Origin of the sequence: Streptomyces sp. NPDC046805 (assembly GCF_040645355.1) — a bacterium.
Lineage (GTDB): Bacteria > Actinomycetota > Actinomycetes > Streptomycetales > Streptomycetaceae > Streptomyces.
This window is the reverse complement of record NZ_JBEYYC010000003.1, coordinates 58,258-81,424: the sequence shown is the minus strand read 5'-3', so window position 1 is coordinate 81,424 and position 23,167 is coordinate 58,258. Positions and strand designations below refer to the sequence as shown.

The 23,167-nt window shown below is 68.6% G+C and carries 17 protein-coding genes; 6 read left to right on the top strand and 11 right to left on the bottom strand.

Annotated elements, in window-relative coordinates:
- Window positions 1-115: 115 nt before the first annotated feature.
- The 3 genes from ABZ910_RS04865 to ABZ910_RS04855 all read left to right on the top strand — a co-directional run bounded on the left by ABZ910_RS04865 (window position 116) and on the right by ABZ910_RS04855 (window position 3,220).
- Entirely contained in the window at window positions 116-1,189 is a 1,074-nt protein-coding gene (locus ABZ910_RS04865) for a ParA family protein (RefSeq protein ID WP_361359942.1), read from the top strand.
- Entirely contained in the window at window positions 1,186-2,286 is a 1,101-nt protein-coding gene (locus tag ABZ910_RS04860) for a ParB/RepB/Spo0J family partition protein (protein ID WP_361359303.1), read from the top strand. The genes ABZ910_RS04865 and ABZ910_RS04860 overlap by 4 nt, the downstream gene beginning before the upstream one ends.
- Before the next feature lie 316 nt (window positions 2,287-2,602).
- Complete coding sequence (locus ABZ910_RS04855; RefSeq protein ID WP_361359300.1) at window positions 2,603-3,220, top strand: GNAT family N-acetyltransferase; 618 nt, start codon at window positions 2,603-2,605, stop codon at window positions 3,218-3,220.
- 89 nt (window positions 3,221-3,309) lie between these two features.
- On the opposite strand, the gene trxA is transcribed toward ABZ910_RS04855, so the two are convergent.
- The 7 genes from trxA to ABZ910_RS04820 all read right to left on the bottom strand — a co-directional run bounded on the left by trxA (window position 3,310) and on the right by ABZ910_RS04820 (window position 12,980).
- Window positions 3,310-3,642: a thioredoxin gene (gene trxA / locus ABZ910_RS04850; protein ID WP_361359297.1), complete on the bottom strand. Its 333-nt coding sequence runs from the start codon at window positions 3,640-3,642 to the stop codon at window positions 3,310-3,312.
- A 42-nt stretch (window positions 3,643-3,684) separates the two neighbouring features.
- The gene (gene trxB, locus ABZ910_RS04845) at window positions 3,685-4,653 is read right to left on the bottom strand and encodes a thioredoxin-disulfide reductase (protein WP_361359294.1); all 969 of its coding nucleotides are present in this window, start codon (window positions 4,651-4,653) and stop codon (window positions 3,685-3,687) included.
- Between the two features lie 168 nt (window positions 4,654-4,821).
- Window positions 4,822-5,718, bottom strand: a complete 897-nt coding sequence (locus tag ABZ910_RS04840) for a hypothetical protein (protein ID WP_361359291.1) — start codon at window positions 5,716-5,718, stop codon at window positions 4,822-4,824.
- Entirely contained in the window at window positions 5,715-6,437 is a 723-nt protein-coding gene (gene sigM, locus ABZ910_RS04835; RefSeq protein WP_361359288.1) for an RNA polymerase sigma factor SigM, read from the bottom strand. The genes ABZ910_RS04840 and sigM overlap by 4 nt, the downstream gene beginning before the upstream one ends.
- 30 nt (window positions 6,438-6,467) lie before the next feature.
- The gene (locus ABZ910_RS04830; protein ID WP_361359285.1) at window positions 6,468-8,183 is read right to left on the bottom strand and encodes a protein kinase family protein; all 1,716 of its coding nucleotides are present in this window, start codon (window positions 8,181-8,183) and stop codon (window positions 6,468-6,470) included.
- A gap of 119 nt (window positions 8,184-8,302) precedes the next feature.
- Window positions 8,303-10,570: a murein biosynthesis integral membrane protein MurJ gene (gene murJ, locus ABZ910_RS04825; RefSeq protein ID WP_361359282.1), complete on the bottom strand. Its 2,268-nt coding sequence runs from the start codon at window positions 10,568-10,570 to the stop codon at window positions 8,303-8,305.
- 46 nt (window positions 10,571-10,616) lie between these two features.
- Window positions 10,617-12,980, bottom strand: a complete 2,364-nt coding sequence (locus tag ABZ910_RS04820; protein WP_361359279.1) for a DUF6049 family protein — start codon at window positions 12,978-12,980, stop codon at window positions 10,617-10,619.
- 253 nt (window positions 12,981-13,233) lie between these two features.
- On the opposite strand from ABZ910_RS04820, the gene ABZ910_RS04815 reads away from it, so the two are divergent.
- On the top strand, window positions 13,234-14,676 hold the full coding sequence (locus tag ABZ910_RS04815; RefSeq protein WP_361359276.1) for a CCA tRNA nucleotidyltransferase: 1,443 nt from the start codon (window positions 13,234-13,236) through the stop codon (window positions 14,674-14,676).
- A gap of 112 nt (window positions 14,677-14,788) precedes the next feature.
- On the opposite strand, the gene ABZ910_RS04810 is transcribed toward ABZ910_RS04815, so the two are convergent.
- From ABZ910_RS04810 to ABZ910_RS04795, 4 genes are all read right to left on the bottom strand, one after another.
- The gene (locus ABZ910_RS04810) at window positions 14,789-15,277 is read right to left on the bottom strand and encodes a hypothetical protein (RefSeq protein ID WP_361359273.1); all 489 of its coding nucleotides are present in this window, start codon (window positions 15,275-15,277) and stop codon (window positions 14,789-14,791) included.
- 102 nt (window positions 15,278-15,379) lie between these two features.
- Window positions 15,380-16,657, bottom strand: a complete 1,278-nt coding sequence (locus ABZ910_RS04805) for an MFS transporter (protein ID WP_361359270.1) — start codon at window positions 16,655-16,657, stop codon at window positions 15,380-15,382.
- Window positions 16,658-16,771: 114 nt separating this feature from the next.
- On the bottom strand, window positions 16,772-17,854 hold the full coding sequence (locus ABZ910_RS04800; RefSeq protein ID WP_361359267.1) for an inositol-3-phosphate synthase: 1,083 nt from the start codon (window positions 17,852-17,854) through the stop codon (window positions 16,772-16,774).
- Window positions 17,855-17,897: 43 nt separating this feature from the next.
- Window positions 17,898-18,581 (bottom strand): PadR family transcriptional regulator, encoded by a 684-nt coding sequence (locus ABZ910_RS04795; protein WP_361359264.1) that lies wholly within the window; start codon window positions 18,579-18,581, stop codon window positions 17,898-17,900.
- Window positions 18,582-19,278: 697 nt separating this feature from the next.
- Between ABZ910_RS04795 and ABZ910_RS04790 the strand changes: the two genes are divergently transcribed.
- A complete protein-coding gene (locus ABZ910_RS04790) occupies window positions 19,279-21,528 on the top strand; it encodes a transglycosylase domain-containing protein (RefSeq protein WP_361359939.1) in 2,250 nt (749 codons plus the stop codon).
- 129 nt (window positions 21,529-21,657) lie between these two features.
- Window positions 21,658-23,166, top strand: coding sequence for a glycosyltransferase 87 family protein (locus ABZ910_RS04785; RefSeq protein WP_361359261.1), 1,509 nt, complete (start codon window positions 21,658-21,660; stop codon window positions 23,164-23,166).
- The last annotated feature ends 1 nt before the right edge of the window (window position 23,167 follow it).

Here is a 23,167-nt window from a genome sequence, read left to right as displayed (position 1 = left end):
GGCCGAACCCCGCGAGCGTAAGCCTCTCGGTTCACTCGGAGAGGTAGCGGAGTTGTCCACAGAGGTGGATTTCTCCACAGAACGTCAAGCCTCACTGGTTCATCACCCCGAAGGCATGGGAGGCTCTGTTCATTGCGAGCCTGAAGTCGAGGAGAGTGAATCCTTGCGGTCCGACGCCAACATCGCGGGACCGATGACCGATCCGGTCCCCGGTCCCCGTACCGAGTCGATGGGGGCGGATGTTTCACGTGAAACACCGCCTCCGATGGACGACACTCCCATCGGTCGTGCTGCCCAACTGGCGGTCGAGGCGCTGGGCCGCGCTGGTGAAGGCCTGCCTCGGCCCGAGCAGACCCGCGTCGTCGTGGTCGCCAACCAGAAGGGCGGCGTCGGCAAGACCACGACGACCGTCAACCTTGCCGCTTCGCTGGCTCTGCACGGTGGTCGTGTCCTGGTGGTCGACCTCGACCCGCAGGGCAACGCCTCCACGGCTCTGGGTATCGACCATCACGCCGAAGTTCCATCCATCTATGACGTGTTGGTCGACAGCAAGCCACTCTCCGACGTCGTGCAGCCGGTGCCGGACGTCGAGGGTCTCTTCTGCGCCCCTGCCACGATCGATCTCGCCGGTGCGGAGATCGAGCTGGTGTCACTGGTGGCCCGGGAGAGCCGACTGCAGCGAGCGATCCAGGCGTACGAGCAGCCGCTGGACTACATCCTCATCGACTGCCCGCCGTCGCTCGGCCTCCTGACGGTCAACGCGATGGTGGCCGGCGCCGAGGTCCTCATCCCGATCCAGTGCGAGTACTACGCGCTGGAGGGCCTGGGGCAGTTGCTGCGCAACGTCGACCTGGTACGGGGGCACCTCAACCCCGCCCTGCATGTGTCGACGATCCTGCTCACCATGTACGACGGCCGGACGCGTCTCGCCTCCCAGGTCGCAGAAGAGGTGCGCAGCCACTTCGGTGACGAGGTGCTGCGGACGAGCATTCCCCGCTCGGTCCGTATCTCGGAGGCACCGAGCTACGGGCAGACGGTGTTGACCTACGATCCAGGATCAAGCGGTGCCCTCTCCTATCTTGAGGCGGCACGAGAAATCGCGCTGAAGGGTGTCGGCGTCAGCTATGACCCGACGCAGGCCCACATCGGCGCACAGAGCAACCCGAGCACGGTGGAGGGGATTCAGTGAGCGAACGACGGAGGGGGCTGGGCCGAGGTCTTGGCGCACTGATCCCTGCAGCCCCGACCGAGAAGAACCCGGCCCCGGCCGCGGTGGGGGGAACGCCTTCCGCGTCCCCCGCAGTGGCCCCAGTGCTGACGACCGACCGAGGGGTGGCTGCCGCCAAGGTGGCCACGCTGCCCCCGGTTTCGCAGGAAACCGATGAGCCGTCGGTGAACGGCGCTGCTGAGCTGCCCACGCATCCCATGGGCGCCCACTTCGCCGAGATTCCCCTCGACTCCATCACGCCGAACCCGCGCCAGCCGCGCGAGGTCTTCGACGAGGACGCGCTGCACGAACTGGTCACCTCCATCAAGGAAGTCGGCCTCCTCCAGCCCGTCGTCGTACGGCAGCTGGGCCCCGGGCGCTACGAGCTCATCATGGGCGAGCGGCGTTGGCGGGCCTGCCGCGAGGCCGGTCTCGAAGCGATCCCGGCGATCGTGCGCGCCACGGACGACGAGAAGCTTCTCCTGGACGCGCTCCTGGAGAACCTGCACCGTGCCCAGCTCAACCCGCTGGAAGAGGCGGCCGCCTACGACCAGTTGCTGAAGGACTTCAACTGCACGCACGACCAGTTGGCGGACCGCATCGGGCGCTCCCGCCCGCAGGTCTCCAACACCCTGCGTCTGCTGAAGCTCTCGCCGGCTGTTCAGCGCCGGGTGGCCGCCGGGGTCCTCTCCGCCGGACATGCCCGGGCACTGCTCTCTGTGGAGGACTCGGAGGAGCAGGAGCGGCTGGCTCACCGGATCGTGGCCGAGGGGCTCTCGGTGCGGGCCGTCGAGGAGATCGTGACTCTGATGGCCTCGCGGCCTCAGACGGCACAGCGCTCCAAGGGGCCGCGTGCGGGGACCCGGGTCTCCCCGGCGTTGGACGAACTCGCGACCCGTCTCTCGGATCGGTTCGAGACGCGCGTGAAGGTGGATCTCGGCCAGAAGAAGGGCAAGATCACCGTCGAGTTCGCTTCGCCGAAGGACCTCGTGCGGATCCTCAGCACGCTGGCCCCGGGTGAGGGAGAGGCCCTTCAGAAGGGTCTTCACGACGGTGACTCCGAGGGCCCGGAGGACTGATCCTCGTGTGAACCCGCCTGTTCGGGCGATGAAGCGGATCGTGTCCGGTGTGTACCGGAACACGGTCCGCTCTTTGCTTTCAGGCGGTATCGATGGAATCTCAACATGGATACGATGCGTTCGGGTATGGCGCATCCACCTGACAGCACCTTCGAGTGGGAGGCGGGGCCATGCGAGGGGTGAGCCGCACCGGGCTGGTGAGCGCGAGCCTGGGACTGGGCGTGGTCAGCGGCTTCATCGGCAGTCTGCTCAGGGAGCGAAGCGCTCTGACAGCCGCTCGTGACGCCGCGGGCGAGGGAAGCGAGGAACAGGCTTCATGGGCCGACGGCTCGTACCGCTTACGCTGGACAACCTTCAGGACCTTCCCCGGCGTTGTCGTTCGTGCGTCTTCTGGGAGCTGGACCCGGTCAGCGGCGAAGCCGCGGTAAAGGCGGGAACGGCCTCCGTGGAGAAGGAAGCCTGGATCTCCGCGGTTCTGCTCGACTGGGGCTCGTGTGGCCGGGTGGTTTACGTCGACGACGTACCCGTGGGCTTTGTGCTCTACGCTCCCCCCGCCTACGTCCCCCGCTCCACGGCGTTTCCCACGAGCCCTGTCTCACCGGACGCGGTCCAGCTGATGACGTCGTTCATCATGCCGGGCTACCAAGGGCAGGGGCTCGGCCGCGTGATGGTCCAGACGGTCGCCAAGGATCTGCTGCGGCGCGGGTTCAAGGCGATCGAGGCCTTCGGTGACGCCCGCTGGAAGGAGCCCGCGTGTGTGCTCCCGGCGGACCATCTGCTGGCCGTCGGCTTCAAGACGGTCCGCCCTCATCCCACGTACCCGAGACTGCGGCTGGAGCTGCGCACGGCGCTCTCCTGGAAGGAAGACATGGAGATGGCGCTGGACCGCCTTTTGGGGGCCGTACAGAAGGAACCGGCGCTTCGGCCGCTGTAATGCGAATGGGCCAGCCCGCAGGGGCTGGCCCATTCGTGTTTCACGTGAAACATGCGCCTGTCGGTTCGACGGCGCAGCCGTGGACTCGGCTACTCGGCGATGAAGTCCTCGAGGTCGCGGACGAGCGCGGCCTTCGGCTTCGCACCGACGATGGTCTTGGCGACCTCGCCGCCCTGATAGACGTTCAGGGTCGGGATGGACATGACGCCGTACTTGGCGGCCGTAGTCGGGTTCTGGTCGATGTTGAGCTTGACGACCTCGATCTTGTCGCCGTACTCGGCGGCGATCGCTTCAAGGGACGGCGCGATCTGACGGCACGGGCCGCACCAGTCGGCCCAGAAGTCCACCAGGACGGGCTTGTTGCTCTTGAGGACATCCTCGTCGAAGGAGGCGTCAGTCACGTTCTTCAGGGTGCCGGCCACGGCGGGCTCCTTAACTTGATCTTGCGGTGGGGCGGAAGGGGATCAGACAGAGGTCTTCTCGGGCTCGGCCTGCTCCTCGTCTGCGAGGGAGGCGAGGTAGCGCTCGGCGTCGAGAGCGGCGGCGCAGCCGGTGCCGGCCGCAGTGATCGCCTGGCGGTAGCTGTGGTCCACCACGTCACCGGCGCCGAAGACACCCGGGACGTTGGTCCGGGTGGTGGGCGAGTCGACCTCGAGGTAGCCCTCGGCGTCGAGGTCCAGCTGGCCCTTGAACAGCTCGGTGCGCGGGTCGTGGCCGATCGCGATGAACAAACCCGTCACCGCGAGGTCCGAGATCTCGCCGGTCTTGAGGTTGCGCAGCTTCAGGCCGGTGAGCTTCGGGTCGCCCAGGATCTCGACCACTTCGCTGTCCCAGACGAACTTGATCTTCGGGTCGGCGAAGGCGCGGTCCTGCATCGCCTTGGAGGCGCGCAGGGTGTCCCGGCGGTGGATGATCGTCACGGACTTGGCGAACCGCGAGAGGAAGGTGGCCTCCTCCATCGCGGTGTCACCGCCACCGATCACGGCGATGTCCTGGTCCTTGAAGAAGAACCCGTCACAGGTGGCGCACCAGGAGACGCCGCGGCCGGAGAGAGCATCCTCATTCGGCAGGCCCAGCTTGCGGTGCTGCGAGCCGGTCGCCACGATGACGGCCTTCGCCCGGTGAACCGTGCCCGCGGTGTCGGTGACGGTCTTGATGTCACCCGTCAGGTCGACCGAAACGACGTCGTCCGGGTTGAGCTCGGCTCCGAAGCGCTCGGCCTGGGCGCGCATGTTGTCCATGAGCTCGGGGCCCATGATGCCGTCGGGGAAGCCGGGGTAGTTCTCGACCTCGGTGGTGTTCATCAGCGCACCGCCCGCGGTGACGGCGCCCTCGAACACCAGGGGCTTCAGCGACGCGCGCGCGGTGTAGAGCCCCGCCGTGTAGCCGGCGGGCCCGGAGCCGATGATGATCACGTTACGGACGTCGCTCACGGCTTGATTCCTCGTCTCTGGTCTGCGTCATTCGACCGGTGGGAGCCCCTTCCGGGACTCTCACCCCACCCAACGGATCCTACGGGTCGCGCATTCCCGGTGCGGCCGGGCACACGGGATGCCGCACGGTACGACCTAACATCCCGGACCGCGTTGATGCGTCAAGGCTCAGGGGCGTGCGAAGGACTGCTTCAGGAGGACGTCTCCCGGGGAGGCGGTCTGCCTGCCGACGCAGGCGGCGTCGACGACGTATGCGGTGACCCGAGTGCCGTCGGAGATGTCGGGCAGGACGACGAGGTACACGTGCTTCCCGTCGTACGTTCCCTGTTCGGCGCCGAGGACGGGGTCGTCGCGGTTGATGCCCTGCCGGATGCAGTCCGGGACCGGGGCCGAGGTCTGAAGCAGGGTGTCCGCGCTCTCGGTCGACCCCGGGGTGTCGGACTGGGACTCGATGCCCAGCTTCGGCTTCTGGCTGTCCAAGCCGCGCTGCGGGCTCTTTGTCTTGGCGAGAAGGTCCGTTACCTGGCCCTTGAGGCTCCTCTCGGAGAAGGCGCCGGCCGAGGCGGTCTGCTTGCCCTGCGCGGCCGAATCCGCATCGGGGTGACCGAGTGACAGCAGGAGCAGCGATCCGGCCCCGAGAACGGCAGCCGTGAGTACGGCTCCCAGGGCCACGCGCCTCCGGCGTCCCGAGCGCTGACGTTGCTTGCGGCCCGGACCGGCCGCGCCGTGGGGACGTCCGGCGGGACGGTCCACCGGCGCCGATGTTTCACGTGAAACATGCGCATCGGCGTCGGGCTCGGCGGCGGGGGCGGGGTGGAGCAGCGCCTCGGCCGCGAGTGCAGCATCGACACGGCTCGCCACGTCGTCGGGCATCCGCGGCGGGCCCGGCAGCGTGCCGAGCAGTCCCTGGATCTCCTCCAGCGAGACGAGGACGTCGGCGCAGAGCTCGCACGCGTCCAGGTGACGTCGTACGTCCGCGGTCCGGGACGGGGAGAGGAGGCCCTCGGTGAGGTCGGAGATCTCGGCGACGTCCGGATGCCCGGCCGTGTCCGTCGTGGAAGTCACGCTCGCCCACCTCCGCCCTTCACTGCGGTTGAATCACTCGGCCCCGGCTCGTGTGGACCACCGTCCGGAGGCCCCGCTGCCGGTGGGACGGATGTCCCCTGCGCCCGGTTCCGTGCCGCGTCCGGCTCCTTTTCGGCACCGCCGCCTTCCGGCCGTAGATGGCCGACCAAGGGGAGAAGTCTGGCTCTGCCCCGGGCGCATCGGCTCTTCACCGTCCCGGTCGGCACGTCGAGGATGCGGGCGGCCTCTGCGACGGGGTAGCCCTGCATGTCCACCAGGACGAGCGCTGCGCGCTGGTCGTGCGGGAGGGTGCCGAGGGCTTCGAGGAGCTGGCGGTGCAGCTCGTTGCGTTCCGCAGGCGCCGAGGCCGACTCGTGGGGTTCCAGCAGATGCTCGAGCCGCTCGGTGTCGTCGACCGGAGCGGTCTTCCGGGAGGCCGCCTTGCGGGCTCGGTCCAGGCAGGCGTTCACCGTGATCCGGTGCAGCCATGTGGTGACGGCCGACCGGCCGCGGAAGGTGTGGGCGGCACGGTAGGCGGACACGAGCGCGTCCTGAACCGCGTCAGCGGCCTCCTCGCGGTCCCCGAGCGTCCGCAGCGCCACGGCCCAGAGCCGGTCCCGGTGGCGCCGCACAAGCTCACCGAAGGCGTCAGGATCGCCTTCTACGTGACGGGCGAGGAGATCCTGATCGCTGACCGCATCGCCGGCGGACTCGTCCAACGGTTCCCCTCCCTCCCGCCACGTGCTCGTTCAGCTGGTCACCTTGACGTTCGCCAGCCTGCCGCGCCATTTGCCGTCGTCCGACTGCATCGGCAGCTTGGTCAGCCACACCAGCACGTACCGGGTCTTGAGGGGCTTGCCCGGCTTGAGTCCCACGGTCGTACCCGAGCCCTCGGCGACCTTGGTGAAGGCGTCGAAAGACGTCGGTTCCGTGCCCGTATCCGCGCTCGCGGCACGGAGTTCGACCGAGGTGTCCCCCACAAAGGTGGTGGTCACCTTGCCGACCTGCTGGACCTTGCCGAGGTCGAGGATCACACCGACGCCCGACTTCAGGCGGCCGAAGTCCGGGCTCAGATAGAAGTCCGTCTGCCAGTACGTGGCCGTGCTGTTGTCGTAGACCTTCGCCACATCGGCCGGCTTCTCGGAACCGTCCGAGCTGAACGGGTCGAAGTCACGCGCGCCGACGATGGCGATCGGCTTGCCCGACGCCGGCTTCTTGCCCTTGCCGCCGCCGTTCGTCGTCTGCGTGTTGTTCGTGTCGTCGGACTTGTCGCCGTGGTCCATCAGCGCGTCCGCCAGCTGCCAGCTGCCGAGGCCGAGAGCCGCGATCAGGAGAGCGGAGACCGCCCACTTGAGGGCCTTGCCGGTACGGCTCTGGAGCGGGGGCGGCGGCGTCTGGACCGGCTGGGCGGCACCGGGGTGCGCCGCCGGGCGGCCGTACGTGCCCTGCTGGTACGTCGTGCGCTGGTACTCCGGCGGTGCCGTGAACGCGGGCTCCGGCGGGCGGATGCGGGGCATCTCGCCGATCGCCTTCACCAGCTCCTCAGGCGTGGTGCACGGGGACTCGTGGCGGGAGGCAGTGGCACCGTCGTTGGCGAGCGCACGCATCGCGAGCTCAGACAAGCCGCGGTGGACGCCGGCGCGCACCTGGTCCGGTGCGATCAGGCCGATGTCCTTGGGCAGGCCGGACAGGCCGTAGGCGTCGCTCTCGTACGGCCAGCGCTGGGTCAGCGCCGCGTACAGCAGGGCGCCGATCGACTCGGTGTCCGTTCGCTGCGGGGTGTCGGAGGTGATGCCGCGCAGCGCGGCGTTCACGGCGAGGCCGCGGATGCGCCACTGGCCGCTGGACGTGCGCAGCACGGCGTTCGGGTTGAGCCGCAGATGGGCGAGGCCCTCACGATGGGCGGCGGCCATCGCGGAGGAGAGCTGGCTGACCATCTGGTACGTGTCGTGCGGCTCCAGCGTCCCGGCGGAGAGCAACGTGGTCAGCTCGGTGGCGTCGGGCAGCCACTCGTGGACGACGTAGACGAGGTCGTTCTCCTCGACGGCGTCCAGGACCTGCACGAAGCGGGGGTCGCCGAGAAGCGCGGCGGAGCGGGCCGCGGCCAGCACCGAACGCGCCCGTGCATGGTCCGCGGGCAGAATGTGAACGCCGACGGCACGACGGAGCTTCTCGTCGACCGCTCGCCAACTGCTGAATCCGTCCAGACGAGTGACGCACTCCTCGAGACGGTAGCGTCTGGCGAGTTTGTGACCGCTGTGCAGTTCGGGAGGTGAGGCCTGCTTCCCGGGGTCCCCGGTTCCGTCTCCCCCGGTTCCGTCTCCCCCCTGCGCCTCGTCGCTGTCCGTGTCCCGCTTCGGGTTCTGGGCCACCCCGTCGGCCGTGGACTGGTCCGCCTTCGCGGTCAGCGGCTTGTCGCCGCTGTTGTCTGCCACGTCGACGGCAGCCGTGCTCCGTTCCGCCACCGTCGTTCCCTGCCTCCCCATCCGTTGCGCGCTGTCCGACGCCGAAACCAATTGTGCCCACAGTCCGCCGCTATGCACGACACGCGGTGGCGGACGATGGTTGTGCGCGTACCCCCGTCTCAGCGCCCCAGACGCCCGCGCACCATGCCCACGAGCGAGTTGAGTTCCTCGATGCGCATCCGGCGGGCCGCCACGAAGAAGACACCGACCAGGACCGCACCGCCGATCAGCAGCGCTGCGAAGGAACCGAGGACGCCCTGACCGAGGGTGTGGCCGATCTCGTAGCAGGCCGCACCACTGAGTAGAGCGGCCGGTACGGAGGCGATGCACAGTCGCGCGTAGGTCCTGAGGACCCTCGCACCGTCCAGGTCACCGCCGAGCCTCTTGCGCAGCCGCCGCCAGGCGACGCCCACTCCGGTCGCGTAGGCGACGCCGTACGCGGCGGCCATGCCGGCCACGGCCCAGCGGGCCGGGAGCAGGAAGTAACACGCCGCGGAGGCGCCCGCGTTGACCGCGGCCACGATGACCGTGTTGTAGAAGGGCGTCCGGGTGTCTTCGTAGGCGTAGAAGGCGCGCAGGACGACGTACTGCACGGAGTACGGGATCAGGCCGAGGGCGAAGGCCATCAGCATGTAGCCCATGTTGGTGGCCTCGCCGGTGCCCGAGGAGCCGAAGATCAGCGTGCACATCGGGATGCCGAGGGACAGGAATCCGAACGCGATGGGCACGATCGCCACGGCGGTCGTCCGCAGTCCCTGGGAGATGTCGTCGCGGACGGCGCCCGCGTCGTCCTCGGCCGCCGAGCGCGCGATCCGCGGCAGCAGGGCCGCCATCAGAGAGACCGTGATGATGGCCTGCGGCAGGCCCCAGATCAGCTGCGCGTTGGCGTACGCGGAGAAACCGGTGCCGTCGACGGGCGAGTCCTTGCCGGCCGCGGTGGACAGCTGGGAGACGACCAGCGCGCCGGCCTGGTTGGCGAGGACGAACAGGAAGGTCCACTTGGCGAGTGTGACGGCCTTGCCGAGGCCGTGGCCCCGCCAGTCGAAGCGCAGGCGCAGCCGGAAGCCGGTCTCGCGCAGGTACGGGATCATCGCCAGGGCCTGGACGACGAGGCCGAGCAGCACACCGACGCCGATCAGACGCTGGCCCTCCGGCGGGATGTTGGTGACCTTCATCCCGGAGTGCGCGGCGGTGCCGTACACCCAGATGAACATGCCGAGCGTGACGATGATGACGATGTTGTTCAGGACCGGGGTCCACATCATCGCGCCGAACTTTCCTCGGGCGTTGAGGATCTGCCCCATCACCACGTGGATGCCCATGAAGAAGATCGAGGGCAGGAAGTAGCGGACGAAGGTGACGCCGACCCCGTTGGCCGCCGGGTCGCTCGCGACCGGGTCCGACAGCAGGCGGATCAGGACCGGGGCGCCCACGACCGCGAGCACCGTCAGGGCGCCGAGCGCGACCATCACCAGGGTCAGCAGGCGGTTGGCGTACGCCTCGCCGCCGTCCTCGTCCTCCTTCATGGCGCGCACGAGCTGCGGCACGAAGACGGAGTTGAGGCCGCCGCCCACGGTCAGGATGTAGATCATGGTCGGCAGCTGGTAGGCGACCTGGAAGGTGTCACCGAGCAGGCCGACGCCCAGCGCCGAGACGATCAGCGCGGAGCGGATGAAACCGGTGAGGCGGGAGACCATCGTGCCCGCGGCCATGACGGCGCTGGACTTCATCAGGCCCGCGGCCCGCCCGGTCTTCTTCCCGGCCGGGGCGGCAGGCGCCGGATCCTGCACGGCCGAGGGGGCTCCGGGTGCGGAGGAGGCCCCCGGGTACGACGCCGCCGGGTTCGCGTTCGTGCCCGGGTACGGCACTCCCGGACGTTGACCCGAGCCCGGGACCGGTACGGCCGGGGGCGTCATCGGTGGGCGTCCGCCGCCCTGCTGCTGGTCCCGGAGGAGGTGTGCGAAGGCGTCCGGCTCGTGGCGTTCCTCGCCGGAGTGCGTGACCAAGTCGTCGACTCCCACGAACTGGGTCGTACGGGGATCTTCGCCGTACGGCAGGTACGGCTTCGGACCGCCCGGCTCCGGCGCCGGCGTCCGGGCCCACACATGCGGGTCGGGCGCGTACGGCGACTGGGCCGGCTGACCGTACAGCGGCTGCCGGTCCGGGCCGGGGGGCGGCGGAGGGTGCGAGGCGCGGTCGTAGAGCGCCTCGGCAACCGGGTCCTGGGCGGAGAGGTCCTGCTCCCTGTAGGGGTCCTTGTCGTAGGCGTCCTGGAGGTACATGTCCGCAGCGTGCTGCGGCGGAACCTGGCCGGGCTCGGGCGGCGGCTCGGGGTGGCCCGAGCCGCCGGCGGCCTGCCCGCGGTCACCGTCGTACGGCGCGTTCATGGTTACCCCACCTCATCGTCCCCGGGCCCACGGGCCACGACATCGCTCAACGGTCCACTCTCTCACCCGTGCCGGACGGGTCTGTGCTTTCCGGTGCGGTGTCCGGTGTCGGGTCACTCGGCTGCTCCGGGTCCTCTGCCCGGGAGTGGGCGTCGGACTCTTCCTGAGGACGGTCTCCGGGGCCCTCGGGGTTCTCCGGCCCGTCCGGGCCGTCCCCCGCCGCGTCGGGGCCGTCCTCCTCGGCCTGCCGGGCGGCCGCACGCTTGCGCTGCGTGTACATCCGGAAGCCGGCGAGGACGAGCAGCAGGACGCCGCCGCCGATGACGAGCATCACGGTGGGCGTGACCTCGGTGACCTTCACGTCGAAGGTGACCGGAGCGCCGTACTCCTGGCCGTCCTGCGTGTACAGCTGGGCGATCACCGTCGCACGGCCGTTGGCGTTGGCCGACGTGGTGAACTTCACGGACTGGCTGTGGCCGCCGGAGACCTCGACCGGCTGCTCCGAGTAGGCCTTGCCACCGATCTTGAGGCGGGTCGGCATCGTCGAGGTGACCCGCAGGACCAGGTGGTCGACGCCCTGCACCAGGTTGTTCTGGACGGTGACCGGGATGGTGGCGCTGCGGCCGGAGAGCTTCGTCTCGGACTTATTGATCAGCTTGACCTGGTCGGTGAGCTCGTCGAGCCACGACTCCACGCCGGTCCGGAAGCTGTCCGCCTGGGTGGGGCGGCCCCGCCACGACGTGGACATCTCGCGGTTCATGGCCCGCCCGAAGGGGGTCACCACGCGGGACTCTTTGCTGAGGATGGCCTGGAAGGTGTCGAGCTTGTCCTGCGTCCGCCCACTCTGCTCGAAGGCCGAGCGCGGCAGCTCCTGCCTGCGCAGCGAGGAGGGGTACGCGGACGTCGAGGGCACCCGTGTGGTGGCGCCGGCGTCGGGCTTGGCCTTGGCGGCCGCGCCGAGGTCCTGGGACTGGCTCCAATTGCCGTCCTGGAGCTCCTTGAGCGCCTGGGCCATGGCCTGGGCCTGGCTCGCGGACGGCATGCGCTGCGGGGCGACGACGATGTTGCGCTGCTTGCCGGTCTGCAGGTTGAGCTCCAGGCTCTGGGCCAGGAATTCCTGTACGGCGAGGGTGGACGAGCCCGCCTTCGTCAGATCGCCCTGGAAGGCCGTGGACAGTCCGGCATCCGCCACCACCGCCGTCGTGCCGCCGCCGATCGGGCGGGCCGCGGAGGGGGTGTAGGAGAGGCCGGCCGTCTCCCGGAGGCTGTCGCTGCGCGCGATCACCTTGTCGGCGCCGGCGGAGGTGGCGACCTTGACGATCGACGGGTCCACGGCGCCGTCCACGGGCCAGGCGAAGTCGGTGCTCGGCGTGACGTGGAGCACGGTCTTCACCGTGGTCGCGCCGACATCCGTGGCGTCCTTGAGGTGGCTCAGCGAGCCGGTGACGCTCGTTCCGGTGTGGGCGAGCGAGGCCAGGTCCGGGTCGGCGAAGGGCAGCGCGACGACCTCCTTGTCCGCCACCGCCTTCTGCAGGTCGGCGAGCCACTGCTTGGCCACCGCCTGGTGGGTGCCGGCCGTCGTGGTGCCGTGGGGGCCCTGGACCCGGTAGCCGCGCGTCATCGCGTCCACCGAGGCCAGCAGGTCCGGGTCCATGACCCAGGTCACGTCCAGATCCTTGCCGAGGGCCACCATCCGGGCCAGACGGCCGCCCGGGGCGAGGTCCTTGGCGAGGTCGTCGTTGCGGAAGACGGGCGTCTGCTGCTCACCGGCGCCCGTCTTCGCCGTCACATGGACGGTGGAGAGCAGCGGCCACAGGTACGTCGTCTTCGTCTTGGGGTCGGCCTCGTCCGGCTGCCACGGCAGGAAGGTCCGCTGGATGCCGAGCATCTGGTCCCACGGCTGTGTGGCCGTGTGGCCGGAGAGGGCCACACCGAGCTCGTAGACACCTCCCGTGCCGAGATCGAGCTTGTCGACCGGCACGGAGATGCTGAAGTGCTCGGCGACGCCGGGGGCGAGCCTCGGGAACTTCTCGGTGTACTTGCCGCCCACCTCGGCGCCGGCGGAGGCCTGGAGGCCGTCGGAGTGGAGGGCGGTGCTGTCGATGGCCGAGCGGGTGCTCAGCTGAGGACCCACACGCAGCCCCACGTGCGCGCCGGTGACCGGCTGCTTGCCCTTGTTGGTCACCGTGCCGGAGACGGTCACCGTGTCCCCGTCCGTGGGGACGCCGGGGCTCAGCGAGTCCAGGGAGACCGACACCGTGCCCGAGGACGCCGCCTGCGCGGGCGTCGCGGCAGACAGCTGGAACAGGCCCGCCAGCAGGGGTGCCCCTGCGAGCAGCGCCCCAGCACGCCGTAGCCATCGATGGGCAGGTGAGGGACTTGTCCCTTGGAAGTCTGCCGCCTCGGCCACGCGCTCGCCCGTCCCTCGTGATCAGTGGTCGTTGGAATGTGCGTCCACGCATGGTAACGATGCGCGCCGAGGGGAAGTGCCGCGGTCTGCCCCGCAAGATCGCGGGACACCGTCAGCCTGTCCCCTATATCCAGTATCGAGTGGAGAGCTCGTGTACGCCGTGGGCCACGTCTCATGCGCGCATATGGCGGGAGCTGTCCGCACGGTCAATGGAGGCGCACCCCGCCGCCCGGGCCACGTACCCTGTTCTGTTGTGCCGAACGCCAACGAAGACACTCCTACTGCCCTGAGCCAGGTGCAGCAGCGCGCGGTGAGCGAACTGCTGCGGGTGGCCCCTGTCGCCGACGACCTCGCCCGCCGTTTCCAGGAGGCCGGGTTCTCACTCGCCCTCGTCGGCGGCTCGGTCCGGGACGCGCTGCTCGGTCGGCTCGGCAACGACCTGGACTTCACCACCGACGCCCGCCCCGAGGACGTACTGAAGATCGTGCGGCCGTGGGCGGACGCGCTGTGGGAGGTCGGGATCGCCTTCGGCACGGTCGGAGCGCAGAAAGACGGCTACCAGATCGAGGTGACCACGTACCGGTCGGAGGCCTACGACCGCACCTCGCGCAAGCCCGAGGTCTCGTACGGCGACTCGATCGAGGAGGACCTCGTCCGGCGTGACTTCACGGTCAACGCGATGGCCGTGGCGCTGCCGGAGAAGGAGTTCATCGACCCGCATGGCGGCCTCGAGGATCTCGCGGCGCGGGTGCTGCGCACGCCGGGCACGCCCGAGGACTCCTTCTCGGACGACCCGCTGCGGATGATGCGGGCCGCGCGGTTCGCCGCCCAGCTGGACTTCGAGGTCGCCCCCGAGGTCGTCACCGCGATGACGGAGATGGCCGGGCGGATCGAGATCGTCTCGGCCGAGCGGGTCCGGGGCGAGCTGAACAAGCTGATCCTCTCCGCGCACCCCCGCAAGGGCCTGAGGCTGCTGGTCGACACCGGGCTCGCCGATCACGTGCTGCCCGAGCTGCCCGCGCTCCGTCTGGAGCGTGACGAGCACCACCGGCACAAGGATGTGTACGACCACACACTGATCGTGCTGGAGCAGGCGATCGCCCTGGAGCAGGACGGCCCCGACCTGACCCTTCGCCTGGCCGCGCTGCTGCACGACATCGGCAAGCCGCGCACGCGTCGCTTCGAGAAGGACGGCCGCGTCTCGTTCCATCACCACGAGGTGGTCGGGGCGAAGATGACCAAGAAGCGCATGACGGCCCTGAAGTACTCCAACGAGCTGGTGAAGGACGTCTCGCGTCTCGTCGAGCTCCACCTGCGCTTCCATGGCTATGGCACCGGAGAGTGGACGGACTCGGCGGTCCGCCGCTACGTCCGGGACGCGGGCCCGCTTCTCGACCGCCTGCACAAGCTGACGCGTTCCGACTGCACCACCCGGAACAAGCGCAGGGCATCCGCGCTCTCGCGTGCGTACGACGGCCTGGAGGAGCGCATCGCTCAGCTCCAGGAGCAGGAGGAGCTCGACGCCATCCGGCCGGACCTCGATGGCAACCAGATCATGGAGATCCTGGGCGTCGGTCCGGGCCCGGTCGTCGGCAAGGCCTACAAGCACATGCTGGAGCTTCGGCTGGAGCACGGCCCCATGGAGCATGACGCGGCGGTGGCGGCCCTCAAGGAGTGGTGGGTCGAGCAGAGCTGAGCCCATGGAGCGGTGTCACGTTTCACGTGAAACATGACACCGCTCCACATGTACTGAGGGGGCGGTGTTTCACGTGAAACACCGCCCCCTCAGCTAGAGGCCGACCGCGACGTTACTTGGTCTCCTTGAGGCACAGCACGACGTCGTGACCGCCGCCCGACTGCACGTAGTAGATCGTCGCCTCCGTGACGGCCTTGCACTTGTTCTCGTCACTGGAGTCGTCGAACTTCTGGACAACCTTGTACTGGGCCCCGCTGGAGGAGCAGCCGACATCGTTCAGGTCAGGCTTGGAGTACGAGCCGTCGTTGTGCATGCACGAGCCGACAGACGTGGTCTCCGCGTCGTCACGGGTCGCGAACCAGCCTGCACCGAACTTGATGAGGGCGACGATGACGGCGACGACGATGATGCCGACGATGCGCATGACCTTCTTGCTTCCGCCACCCTTGGCCGGAGTCGGGGGCGGCACGGGCGCCCCCTGGCCGGGGAGCGGGGCGTAGGGCGCCTGCGACGGAACTCCCGGCTGACCCGGCTGCTGCCCCGCGGGCGGCGGAGGCGTCTGGGCGTACGGGTTCTGGCCCTGGGACGGCGGAGTGGTCATGTGTGAGGTCCCCCCTGGGACGTGAGCGCGCATGGCGCGAAATAAGACGCCCGTAAGTTAACGGCTCCCACTGACATCGATGTAATCCGGAATGGATCTGTGTCACTGATGTGAGGCATATTGCTGCTCAAAGCGAGCCATAGCGGCAGCAACCGTCGCGTAGACAACGGCGACCGTGACCACCAGAGTCGTCGAGCGGCCGTCCGGAGGGAGTATCAGGGCGGCCACGCCGGCGGCGGCGACGAAGGCGACGTTGAACAGCACGTCGTACACGGAGAAGATCCGGCCGCGGAATCCGTCGTCGACCGTGGACTGCACGATCGTGTCCGTGGCGATCTTCGCGCCTTGCGTGATCAGTCCGAGGACGAACGCCGCGATGAGCAGGGGGACGGTGGCGAACGGCAGGCCGAGCGCGGGCTCCAGAACCGCGGCCGCCGCCGCGCACACGACGATCCAGCGGCCGGGGCCGAGCCTGCCCGCCGCCCAGGGGGTCACCACCGCCGCCGCGAAGAAGCCGGCGCCGGAGAGGCCCAACGCCAGCCCCAGCAGGCGCAGTCCGGCGTCCGGGCTGGACGAGAGGGCGTACCGGCACAGCATCAGCAGCAGGACCAGCAGCGCGCCGTAGCAGAAGCGCATCAGCGTCATCGCGGCCAGCGCCCAGACCGCTTCCCGGCGTGGCGGTGCGGCGAGATGCCGTACGGCCGCCAGCAGATCCCGGGTCGTGCCGACGAGTGCCGTCCCCAGCCGCGGCTGTGTCGATGCCCGGTCGGGGCCCAGCAGGTCGGGTGCCATGCTCAGCGTGGCGAGGGCCGCACACAGATACAGCACGCCGCTCAGCAGCACCATCGCGGCATCGGATTCCGACACCGTCAGGCGCATGGCGAAGGCAAGGCCGCCGCCCGCTGTCGCGGCCAGTGTTCCCGCCGTCGGGGACACGGAGTTGGCCATCACCAGGCGTTCGGTACCGACCACGCGCGGAAGCGCGGCGGACAGCCCCGCCAGGACGAAGCGGTTGACGGCGGTGACACACAGGGCGGAGGCGTAGAACAGCCAGGCCGGGACGTGGCTGACCATCAGAACGGCGGTGACCGCCGCGAGCAGGACGCGCAGCAGATTGCCGTACACCAGGACCTGGCGGCGCCTCCAGCGGTCCAGCAGGGCGCCCGCGAAAGGGCCGACCAGGGAGTACGGGAGCAGCAGGACCGCCATCGCCGAGGCGATCGCGGCGGCCGAGGTCTGCTTCTCGGGAGAGAAGACGACGTAGGTGGCGAGCGCGATCTGGTACACGCCGTCGGCGCCCTGGGAAAGCAGGCGTACGGCGAGCAGGCGGCGGAAGTTCCGCAGGCGCAGCAGGACGCACAGGTCGCGGACGACGGGCATGGGGCTCAGCCTCACACACGGGAAGGGTCCCCGGGGCGTACCACCCGGGGACCCTCAGCCCTGGCAGGAGCGTATTCAGCGTGCGCTGATCAGCGCACGGGGCGCTGGGGCGGTCTAGCGCTCGACCTCGCCGCGGATGAACTTCTCGACGTTCTCGCGGGCCTCGTCGTCGAAGTACTGAACCGGCGGGGACTTCATGAAGTACGAGGACGCGGAGAGGATGGGGCCGCCGATACCGCGGTCCTTGGCGATCTTCGCAGCGCGCAGGGCGTCGATGATGATGCCGGCGGAGTTCGGGGAGTCCCAGACCTCGAGCTTGTACTCGAGGTTCAGCGGGACCTCGCCGAAGGCACGGCCCTCGAGGCGGACGTAGGCCCACTTGCGGTCGTCGAGCCAGGCGACGTAGTCGGAGGGGCCGATGTGGACGTTCTTGTCGCCGAGGTCCCGGTCCGGGATCTGGGAGGTGACGGCCTGCGTCTTGGAGATCTTCTTGGACTCCAGGCGGTCGCGCTCCAGCATGTTCTTGAAGTCCATGTTGCCGCCGACGTTGAGCTGCATGGTGCGCTCGAGACGGACACCGCGGTCCTCGAACAGCTTCGCCATCACACGGTGCGTGATGGTGGCGCCGACCTGGGACTTGATGTCGTCGCCGACGATCGGGACGCCCGCCTCGGTGAACTTGTCCGCCCACTCCTTGGTGCCGGCGATGAAGACCGGGAGGGCGTTGACGAAGGCGACCTTGGCGTCGATGGCGCACTGGGCGTAGAACTTCGCCGCGTCCTCGGAACCGACGGGCAGGTAGCACACGAGGACGTCGACCTGCTTGTCCTTGAGGACCTGGACGATGTCGGCCGGCTCCTCGGCGGACTCCTCGATGGTTTCGCGGTAGTACTTGCCGAGGCCGTCGAGGGTGTGGCCGCGCTGGACCGTGACGCCGGTGTGCGGCACGTCGGCGATCTTGATGGTGTTGTTCTCGGAGGCGCCGATCGCGTCCGCGAGGTCGAGGCCGACCTTCTTGGCGTCGACGTCGAAGGCGGCGACGAACTCGACGTCACCGACGTGGTAGTCGCCGAACTGTACGTGCATCAGGCCGGGGACCTTGGATGCCGGGTCGGCGTCCTTGTAGTACTCGACTCCCTGTACCAACGACGCGGCGCAGTTGCCCACACCGACGATGGCTACGCGAACCGAACCCATTCCGGTTGCTCCCTGTGTGTACGAGTGAGGCCCTGGGCGGGCTTCACGTGGCGGTGTCGTCGGGCGTATCCGTCCGTGGGGTGTCCCCGGGACGGGGCAGGCCGCCCGACGCTCCAGATGTGGTGTCCTGCTGAGCGGTCTCCCCGGACGCGGGACCTCTCAGGTCCCGGCCGGCCCGCTCGCTCTCGATGAGCTCGTTCAGCCAGCGCACTTCGCGCTCCACGGACTCCATCCCGTGGCGCTGGAGCTCAAGCGTGTAGTCGTCGAGGCGCTCCCGGGTGCGGGCAAGGGAGATGCGCATCCTCTCGAGACGCTCCTCCAGCCGGCTGCGGCGGCCCTCCAGGACGCGCATGCGCACGTCCCGCGACGTCTGTCCGAAGAAGGCGAACCGAGCGGCGAAGTGCTCGTCCTCGTATGCGTCCGGGCCCGTCTGCGAGAGCAACTCCTCGAAGTGCTCCTTACCTTCCGCCGTCAGCCGGTAGACGATCTTGGCGCGCCGTCCGGAGAGCGGCGCGGCGAGCGCGTCTTCGTGGGTGTTCCCCGGCTCCTCGATCAACCAGCCGTTGGCGACCAGCGTCTTGAGACAGGGGTAGAGCGTCCCGTAGCTGAACGCGCGGAACACGCCGAGCGACGTGTTGAGGCGTTTGCGCAGCTCATAGCCGTGCATCGGAGACTCGCGGAGCAGGCCGAGTACGGCGAACTCGAGGATGCCGGAACGGCGGCTCATCATCGCCTCCTTCGGTCTTATCTCGCACCGATGTATCGACTCGATACATCCCGACGATAGAACGGCACCCCTGGTGCGACAAGGGCAGGGAGGGTGAACGGGATCACATCACCGATTCGTTGTAAGCGAGTTGCCTGATTTGGGGTGAACCTCGGGGCTAGGCAGGTTTTGACGATGCGTAGTCTGTGCGGCATGCACACCGCCGGGAACCAAGTGACATCTGGGGACGTCCTTGTCCTCGGTGCAGTACGGGTGAATGCAGTACCGACCACATCCGTACTTCGGGGGGACCGGAAACCAGCCGCCGTTTCCAGGCGCGCAAGGGTGCGCCTGCCCGAGGAGTAGTCGTTCGATGAGCGAGCACCGTCGCAAACCGCCGCCGCCGCAGGGAGGCGGACGTGCCGCGGCCCGACGCGGCCAGACCGGTCCGTCATCCGCCCGCCGCGGGGCGCCGCGCGGCGCCACCGGGTCCCCTTCCGATTCGTATGGATCCCCTTCCTATGGGGACTCCGCCTCGGGGGGTGATGAACGCCCGTACGGTGGCCGGGCCGAGGCGCGACGAGCCGCTCAGAGAGGCTCGGGCGGCCGCCGCAGAGGGGTCGAGAACGCCGGGCACGGCAGGGGCCGTGCGGCAGCGCCGGCCGAGAACCGCATGATCAACTACCCCCGGGCGGACAAGTACGGGTGGCACCGCTGGATGCCCTCCTGGAAGCTTGTCTCCGGACTCTGCATCGCGTTCCTCGGCACCATGGTCGTCCTGATCGGTGTCGGCTACACGATGGTGTCCGTCCCCAGTGAGAATGCCGCGGCGCAGTCGCAGAGCAACGTCTATTACTGGGCCGACGGCAAGCAGATGGTCACGGCGGGCACCGGTGCGAACCGGCAGAACGTCACCATCGACCGGATCCCCAAGGCCATGCAGTACGCGGTGATCTCGGCCGAGAACAAGAGCTTCTACCAGGACTCGGGTGTCGACCCCATGGGTATCGCCCGTGCCTTGGTCAACATGGCCCGGGGTGGTAACACCCAGGGTGGTTCGACGATCACTCAGCAGTTCGTGAAGAACACCTACCTGAGCCAGGAACAGACGGTCACCCGGAAGTTCAAGGAGATGTTCATCTCCATCAAGGTGGGGACGAAGCTCTCGAAGTCGCAGATCCTGCAGGGCTACCTGAATACGTCGTACTACGGCCGTGGCGCCTCCGGCATCCAGGCCGCCGCGCAGACCTACTACGGCAAGGACGCGGTCAAGCTGACGCCGAGCGAGTGCGCCGTCCTCGCCGCCCTACTCAAGGGTCCGACGTACTTCGACCCGGCGGGCAACCCGAACTGGGACAAGACGGCGACTCCGAAAGCCAACCTCGAGCGCTCCAAGGGGCGCTGGGCCTGGATCCTCGGCGAGATGCACAAGGACAAGCACCTCACCGACGCCGAGTACCAGCAGGCCATCAAGCACTACCCCATGCCCGATGACCGCAAGGCGACCAAGGGCATGACCGGCCAGATCAGCTACCTGGCCGACACGGCCAAGAAGTACGTCATGAACCACTCCCACATCACGGAGCAGCAGTTCGCCCAGGGCGGCTACCAGATCTACACGACCTTCGAGAAGAAGAAGGTCGACGCCCTGACCAAGGCCGTCCAGAAGATCAAGAAGGCCCGCCTCAAGCCCGGGAGCCGGCCGAAGGACAAGTACGCCCAGTTCGGCGCCGCGTCCGTGGTGCCCAATGACGGCAGGATCGTCGCGCTCTACGGCGGTGACGGTTACGAGCACGGCCACTTCACCAACAACGCCGACACCGCGGGTGTGCCCGTGGGTTCGACGTGGAAGCCGTTCGTACTGGCCGCGGCCATGCAGTACGGCACCTACAAGACCGACGGTGTCGGTGTCTCGCCGATGAGTAAGTACAACGGCGATGACCACCTCAAGGTCAGGAACCAGGACGGCTCGTATGTGCTGAACAAGGAGAACAAACCGTTCTTCCAGAACAACGAGAGCAACCACCCCTGGGGCTACATCACGCTGCGCAAGGCGATGGAGCAGTCCATCAACACGCCGTTCGTCCAGCTCGGCTGGGATGTCGGCATACCTCATGTGCAGGACGTCGCCATGCGGGCCGGCATCCTCAAGGACAGCCTCGCCTACCCCAACCCGTCCTTCGCGCTCGGCACCTCGACCCCCAGTGCGATCCGGATGGCCGACGCCTACGCGACGTTCGCCGCCTCGGGCCAGCACACGGAACCGTATTCGGTGAAGGAGGTCAAGGAGAACGGGCAGGAGCTTCCGGGCTTCAAGAAGCCGAAGCCCAAGGAGGCGATCCCGGCGGACGTGGCCAACAACGTCACGAACACGCTCGAGAACGTCATCCAGAACGGTACGGGCCAGAACGCCAGGGCGCTGGGCAGGACGGCGGCCGGCAAGACCGGTACCACCGACAGCAACAAGTCGGCCTGGTTCGTCGGCTACACCAAGCAGCTGTCGACGTCGGTCGCGATGTTCCGCGAGAACCCGCAGAACCACAAGCTGCTCTCCATGAACGGCACGGCCGGTGTGGCCTCCATCCACGGTGGTGACATCCCGACGTCCGTGTGGACCGAGTACATGAAGGTCGCGCTGCAGGGGCTGCCTGATACGCCCTTCCCGCCCGCCGTGAAGATCGGCCAGGTCGCGGACGAGGCGGGTGCTCCCTCACCGAGTCCGTCGGTCACCGCCACGCCGAGCGCCCCGACCGAGTCGCCCAGCGCCTCGCCCAGCGTCACGGCCACGCCGTCTCCGTCGGCCAGCGAGACGTGCACGTTCAAGTGGGCCTGTCCCGACCCCGGTAGCACCGACCCGGGTGGCACCAACGGAGGCGTGTCTTCCACGCCGACGGCTCCGGCGACGACCGGGTCCGGCAACAACAGGGGCAACGGCAACGGAGGCCTCTTCGGCGGTCCGAACGGGTAGCGTCGACGTGCGCCCGGTTGGTGTTCATATCGACCGTCAAGGGTGTTTCACGTGAAACAAGGGCCGCCGCACCTCGCGGGTGCGGCGGCCCTCGGCGTATTCCGGGAGAGGTACGGCAGGATGTGCCCCATGCGCAGTGCAGAAACGACACCCGCGAGCGTGCATGAGCCGGATCCGGTGCGGCCGACCAGAGAAGACGAGGTCGCCGCGGCCGGCAGTGAGCTGATCGGCGGCCCCATCGGACTGCGCGCCCTGCTCGGGACGTCCTGGTGGACGCCCGTCCGGGTCGTGGCGCTCGTGACGATCGGCATGTTCGCCCTCGGCCTGGTCCAGAAGGCACCCTGCTACAACGGCGCCTGGTTCTTCGGGGCCAGTTCGCAGTACACGCATGCGTGCTACTCGGACATCCCGCACCTCTTCCAGGGCCGCGGATTCGCCGACGGGCTCGTGCCGTACTTCGACAAGCTCCCCGGCGACATGGACTACCTCGAATACCCGGTGCTGACCGGTCTGTTCATGGAGGTGGCCGCATGGCTCACACCCGGCAGCGGCAGCCTGCAGCACCAGGAGCAGTGGTACTGGTTCGTCAACGCCGGGATGCTGATGGTGTGCGCCGCCGTCATCGCCGTCTGCGTGACCCGTACGCATGCGCGGCGCCCCTGGGACGGCCTGCTGCTCGCCCTGGCACCGGCCTTCGCGCTGACGGCCACCATCAACTGGGACCTGCTGGCGGTCGCCCTGACGACGGCGGCGATGCTGATGTGGGCGCGCGGACGCTCCCTTGCCTTCGGTCTCCTGCTGGGGCTTGCCACGGCCGCCAAGCTCTATCCCGTGCTGCTGCTCGGCCCGCTCCTCGTGCTGTGCTGGCGCGCCGGTAAGTGGCGGGACTTCGGCAGGGCCCTGGGCGGCGCGGTCGTCGCCTGGCTCGTCGTGAACCTGCCCGTGATGGTCTTCGCCTTCGACGGCTGGTCGAAGTTCTACACCTTCAGCCGGGAGCGGGGTGTGGACTTCGGGTCCTTCTGGCTGATCTGGGCCCAGAACTCGAGCAATCCGCCCACCACCGACACGGTCAACCTGCTCGCCATGCTGCTGATGGTGCTGTGCAGCGGCGGTATCGCGGCGCTGACGTTCACCGCACCGCGCCGGCCGCGCTTCGCCCAGCTCGCCTTTCTGATCGTGGCCGCCTTCGTCGTCACCAACAAGGTCTACTCGCCGCAGTACGTCCTCTGGCTGATTCCGCTGGCCGTGCTGGCCCGTCCGAAGTGGCGGGACTTCCTGATCTGGCAGGCCTGCGAGGTGGCGTACTTCCTGGGGATCTGGTCGTACCTCGCGTACACGACCAGCGGAGACGCACACAAGGGCCTTCCCACCCACGGCTACCACTGGGCCGTCGCGGTGCACCTGCTGGGCACGCTCTACCTGTGTGCCGTGATCGTCCGGGACATCCTCATGCCGGAGCGGGACGTGGTGCGCCTGTCCGGCGACGACGACCCCTCGGGCGGGGTGCTCGACGGTGCGGAGGACGCCTTCGTCCTCGGCGCTACGGCCTGTCCGCCCCGGCACGCGACCCACTTCGAGGGACCTCAGGTGGAGTGGGGAAGCCGCGAGGCGGCTGCTCCTTCGGAGGGTTCGCCCTGAG

What these genes read in the sequence shown, in the direction of transcription:
- ABZ910_RS04865 (WP_361359942.1), top strand. Translation starts at nt 116, where the DNA reads ATGGGAGGCTCTGTTCATTGCGAGCCTGAAGTCGAGGAGAGTGAATCC.
- ABZ910_RS04855 (WP_361359300.1), top strand. Translation starts at nt 2,603, where the DNA reads ATGGGCCGACGGCTCGTACCGCTTACGCTGGACAACCTTCAGGACCTT.
- murJ (WP_361359282.1), bottom strand. Translation starts at nt 10,570, where the DNA reads ATGAACGCGCCGTACGACGGTGACCGCGGGCAGGCCGCCGGCGGCTCG.
- ABZ910_RS04810 (WP_361359273.1), bottom strand. Translation starts at nt 15,277, where the DNA reads ATGACCACTCCGCCGTCCCAGGGCCAGAACCCGTACGCCCAGACGCCT.
- ABZ910_RS04805 (WP_361359270.1), bottom strand. Translation starts at nt 16,657, where the DNA reads ATGCCCGTCGTCCGCGACCTGTGCGTCCTGCTGCGCCTGCGGAACTTC.
- ABZ910_RS04800 (WP_361359267.1), bottom strand. Translation starts at nt 17,854, where the DNA reads ATGGGTTCGGTTCGCGTAGCCATCGTCGGTGTGGGCAACTGCGCCGCG.
- ABZ910_RS04795 (WP_361359264.1), bottom strand. Translation starts at nt 18,581, where the DNA reads ATGAGCCGCCGTTCCGGCATCCTCGAGTTCGCCGTACTCGGCCTGCTC.
- ABZ910_RS04790 (WP_361359939.1), top strand. Translation starts at nt 19,279, where the DNA reads ATGCCCTCCTGGAAGCTTGTCTCCGGACTCTGCATCGCGTTCCTCGGC.
- ABZ910_RS04785 (WP_361359261.1), top strand. Translation starts at nt 21,658, where the DNA reads ATGCGCAGTGCAGAAACGACACCCGCGAGCGTGCATGAGCCGGATCCG.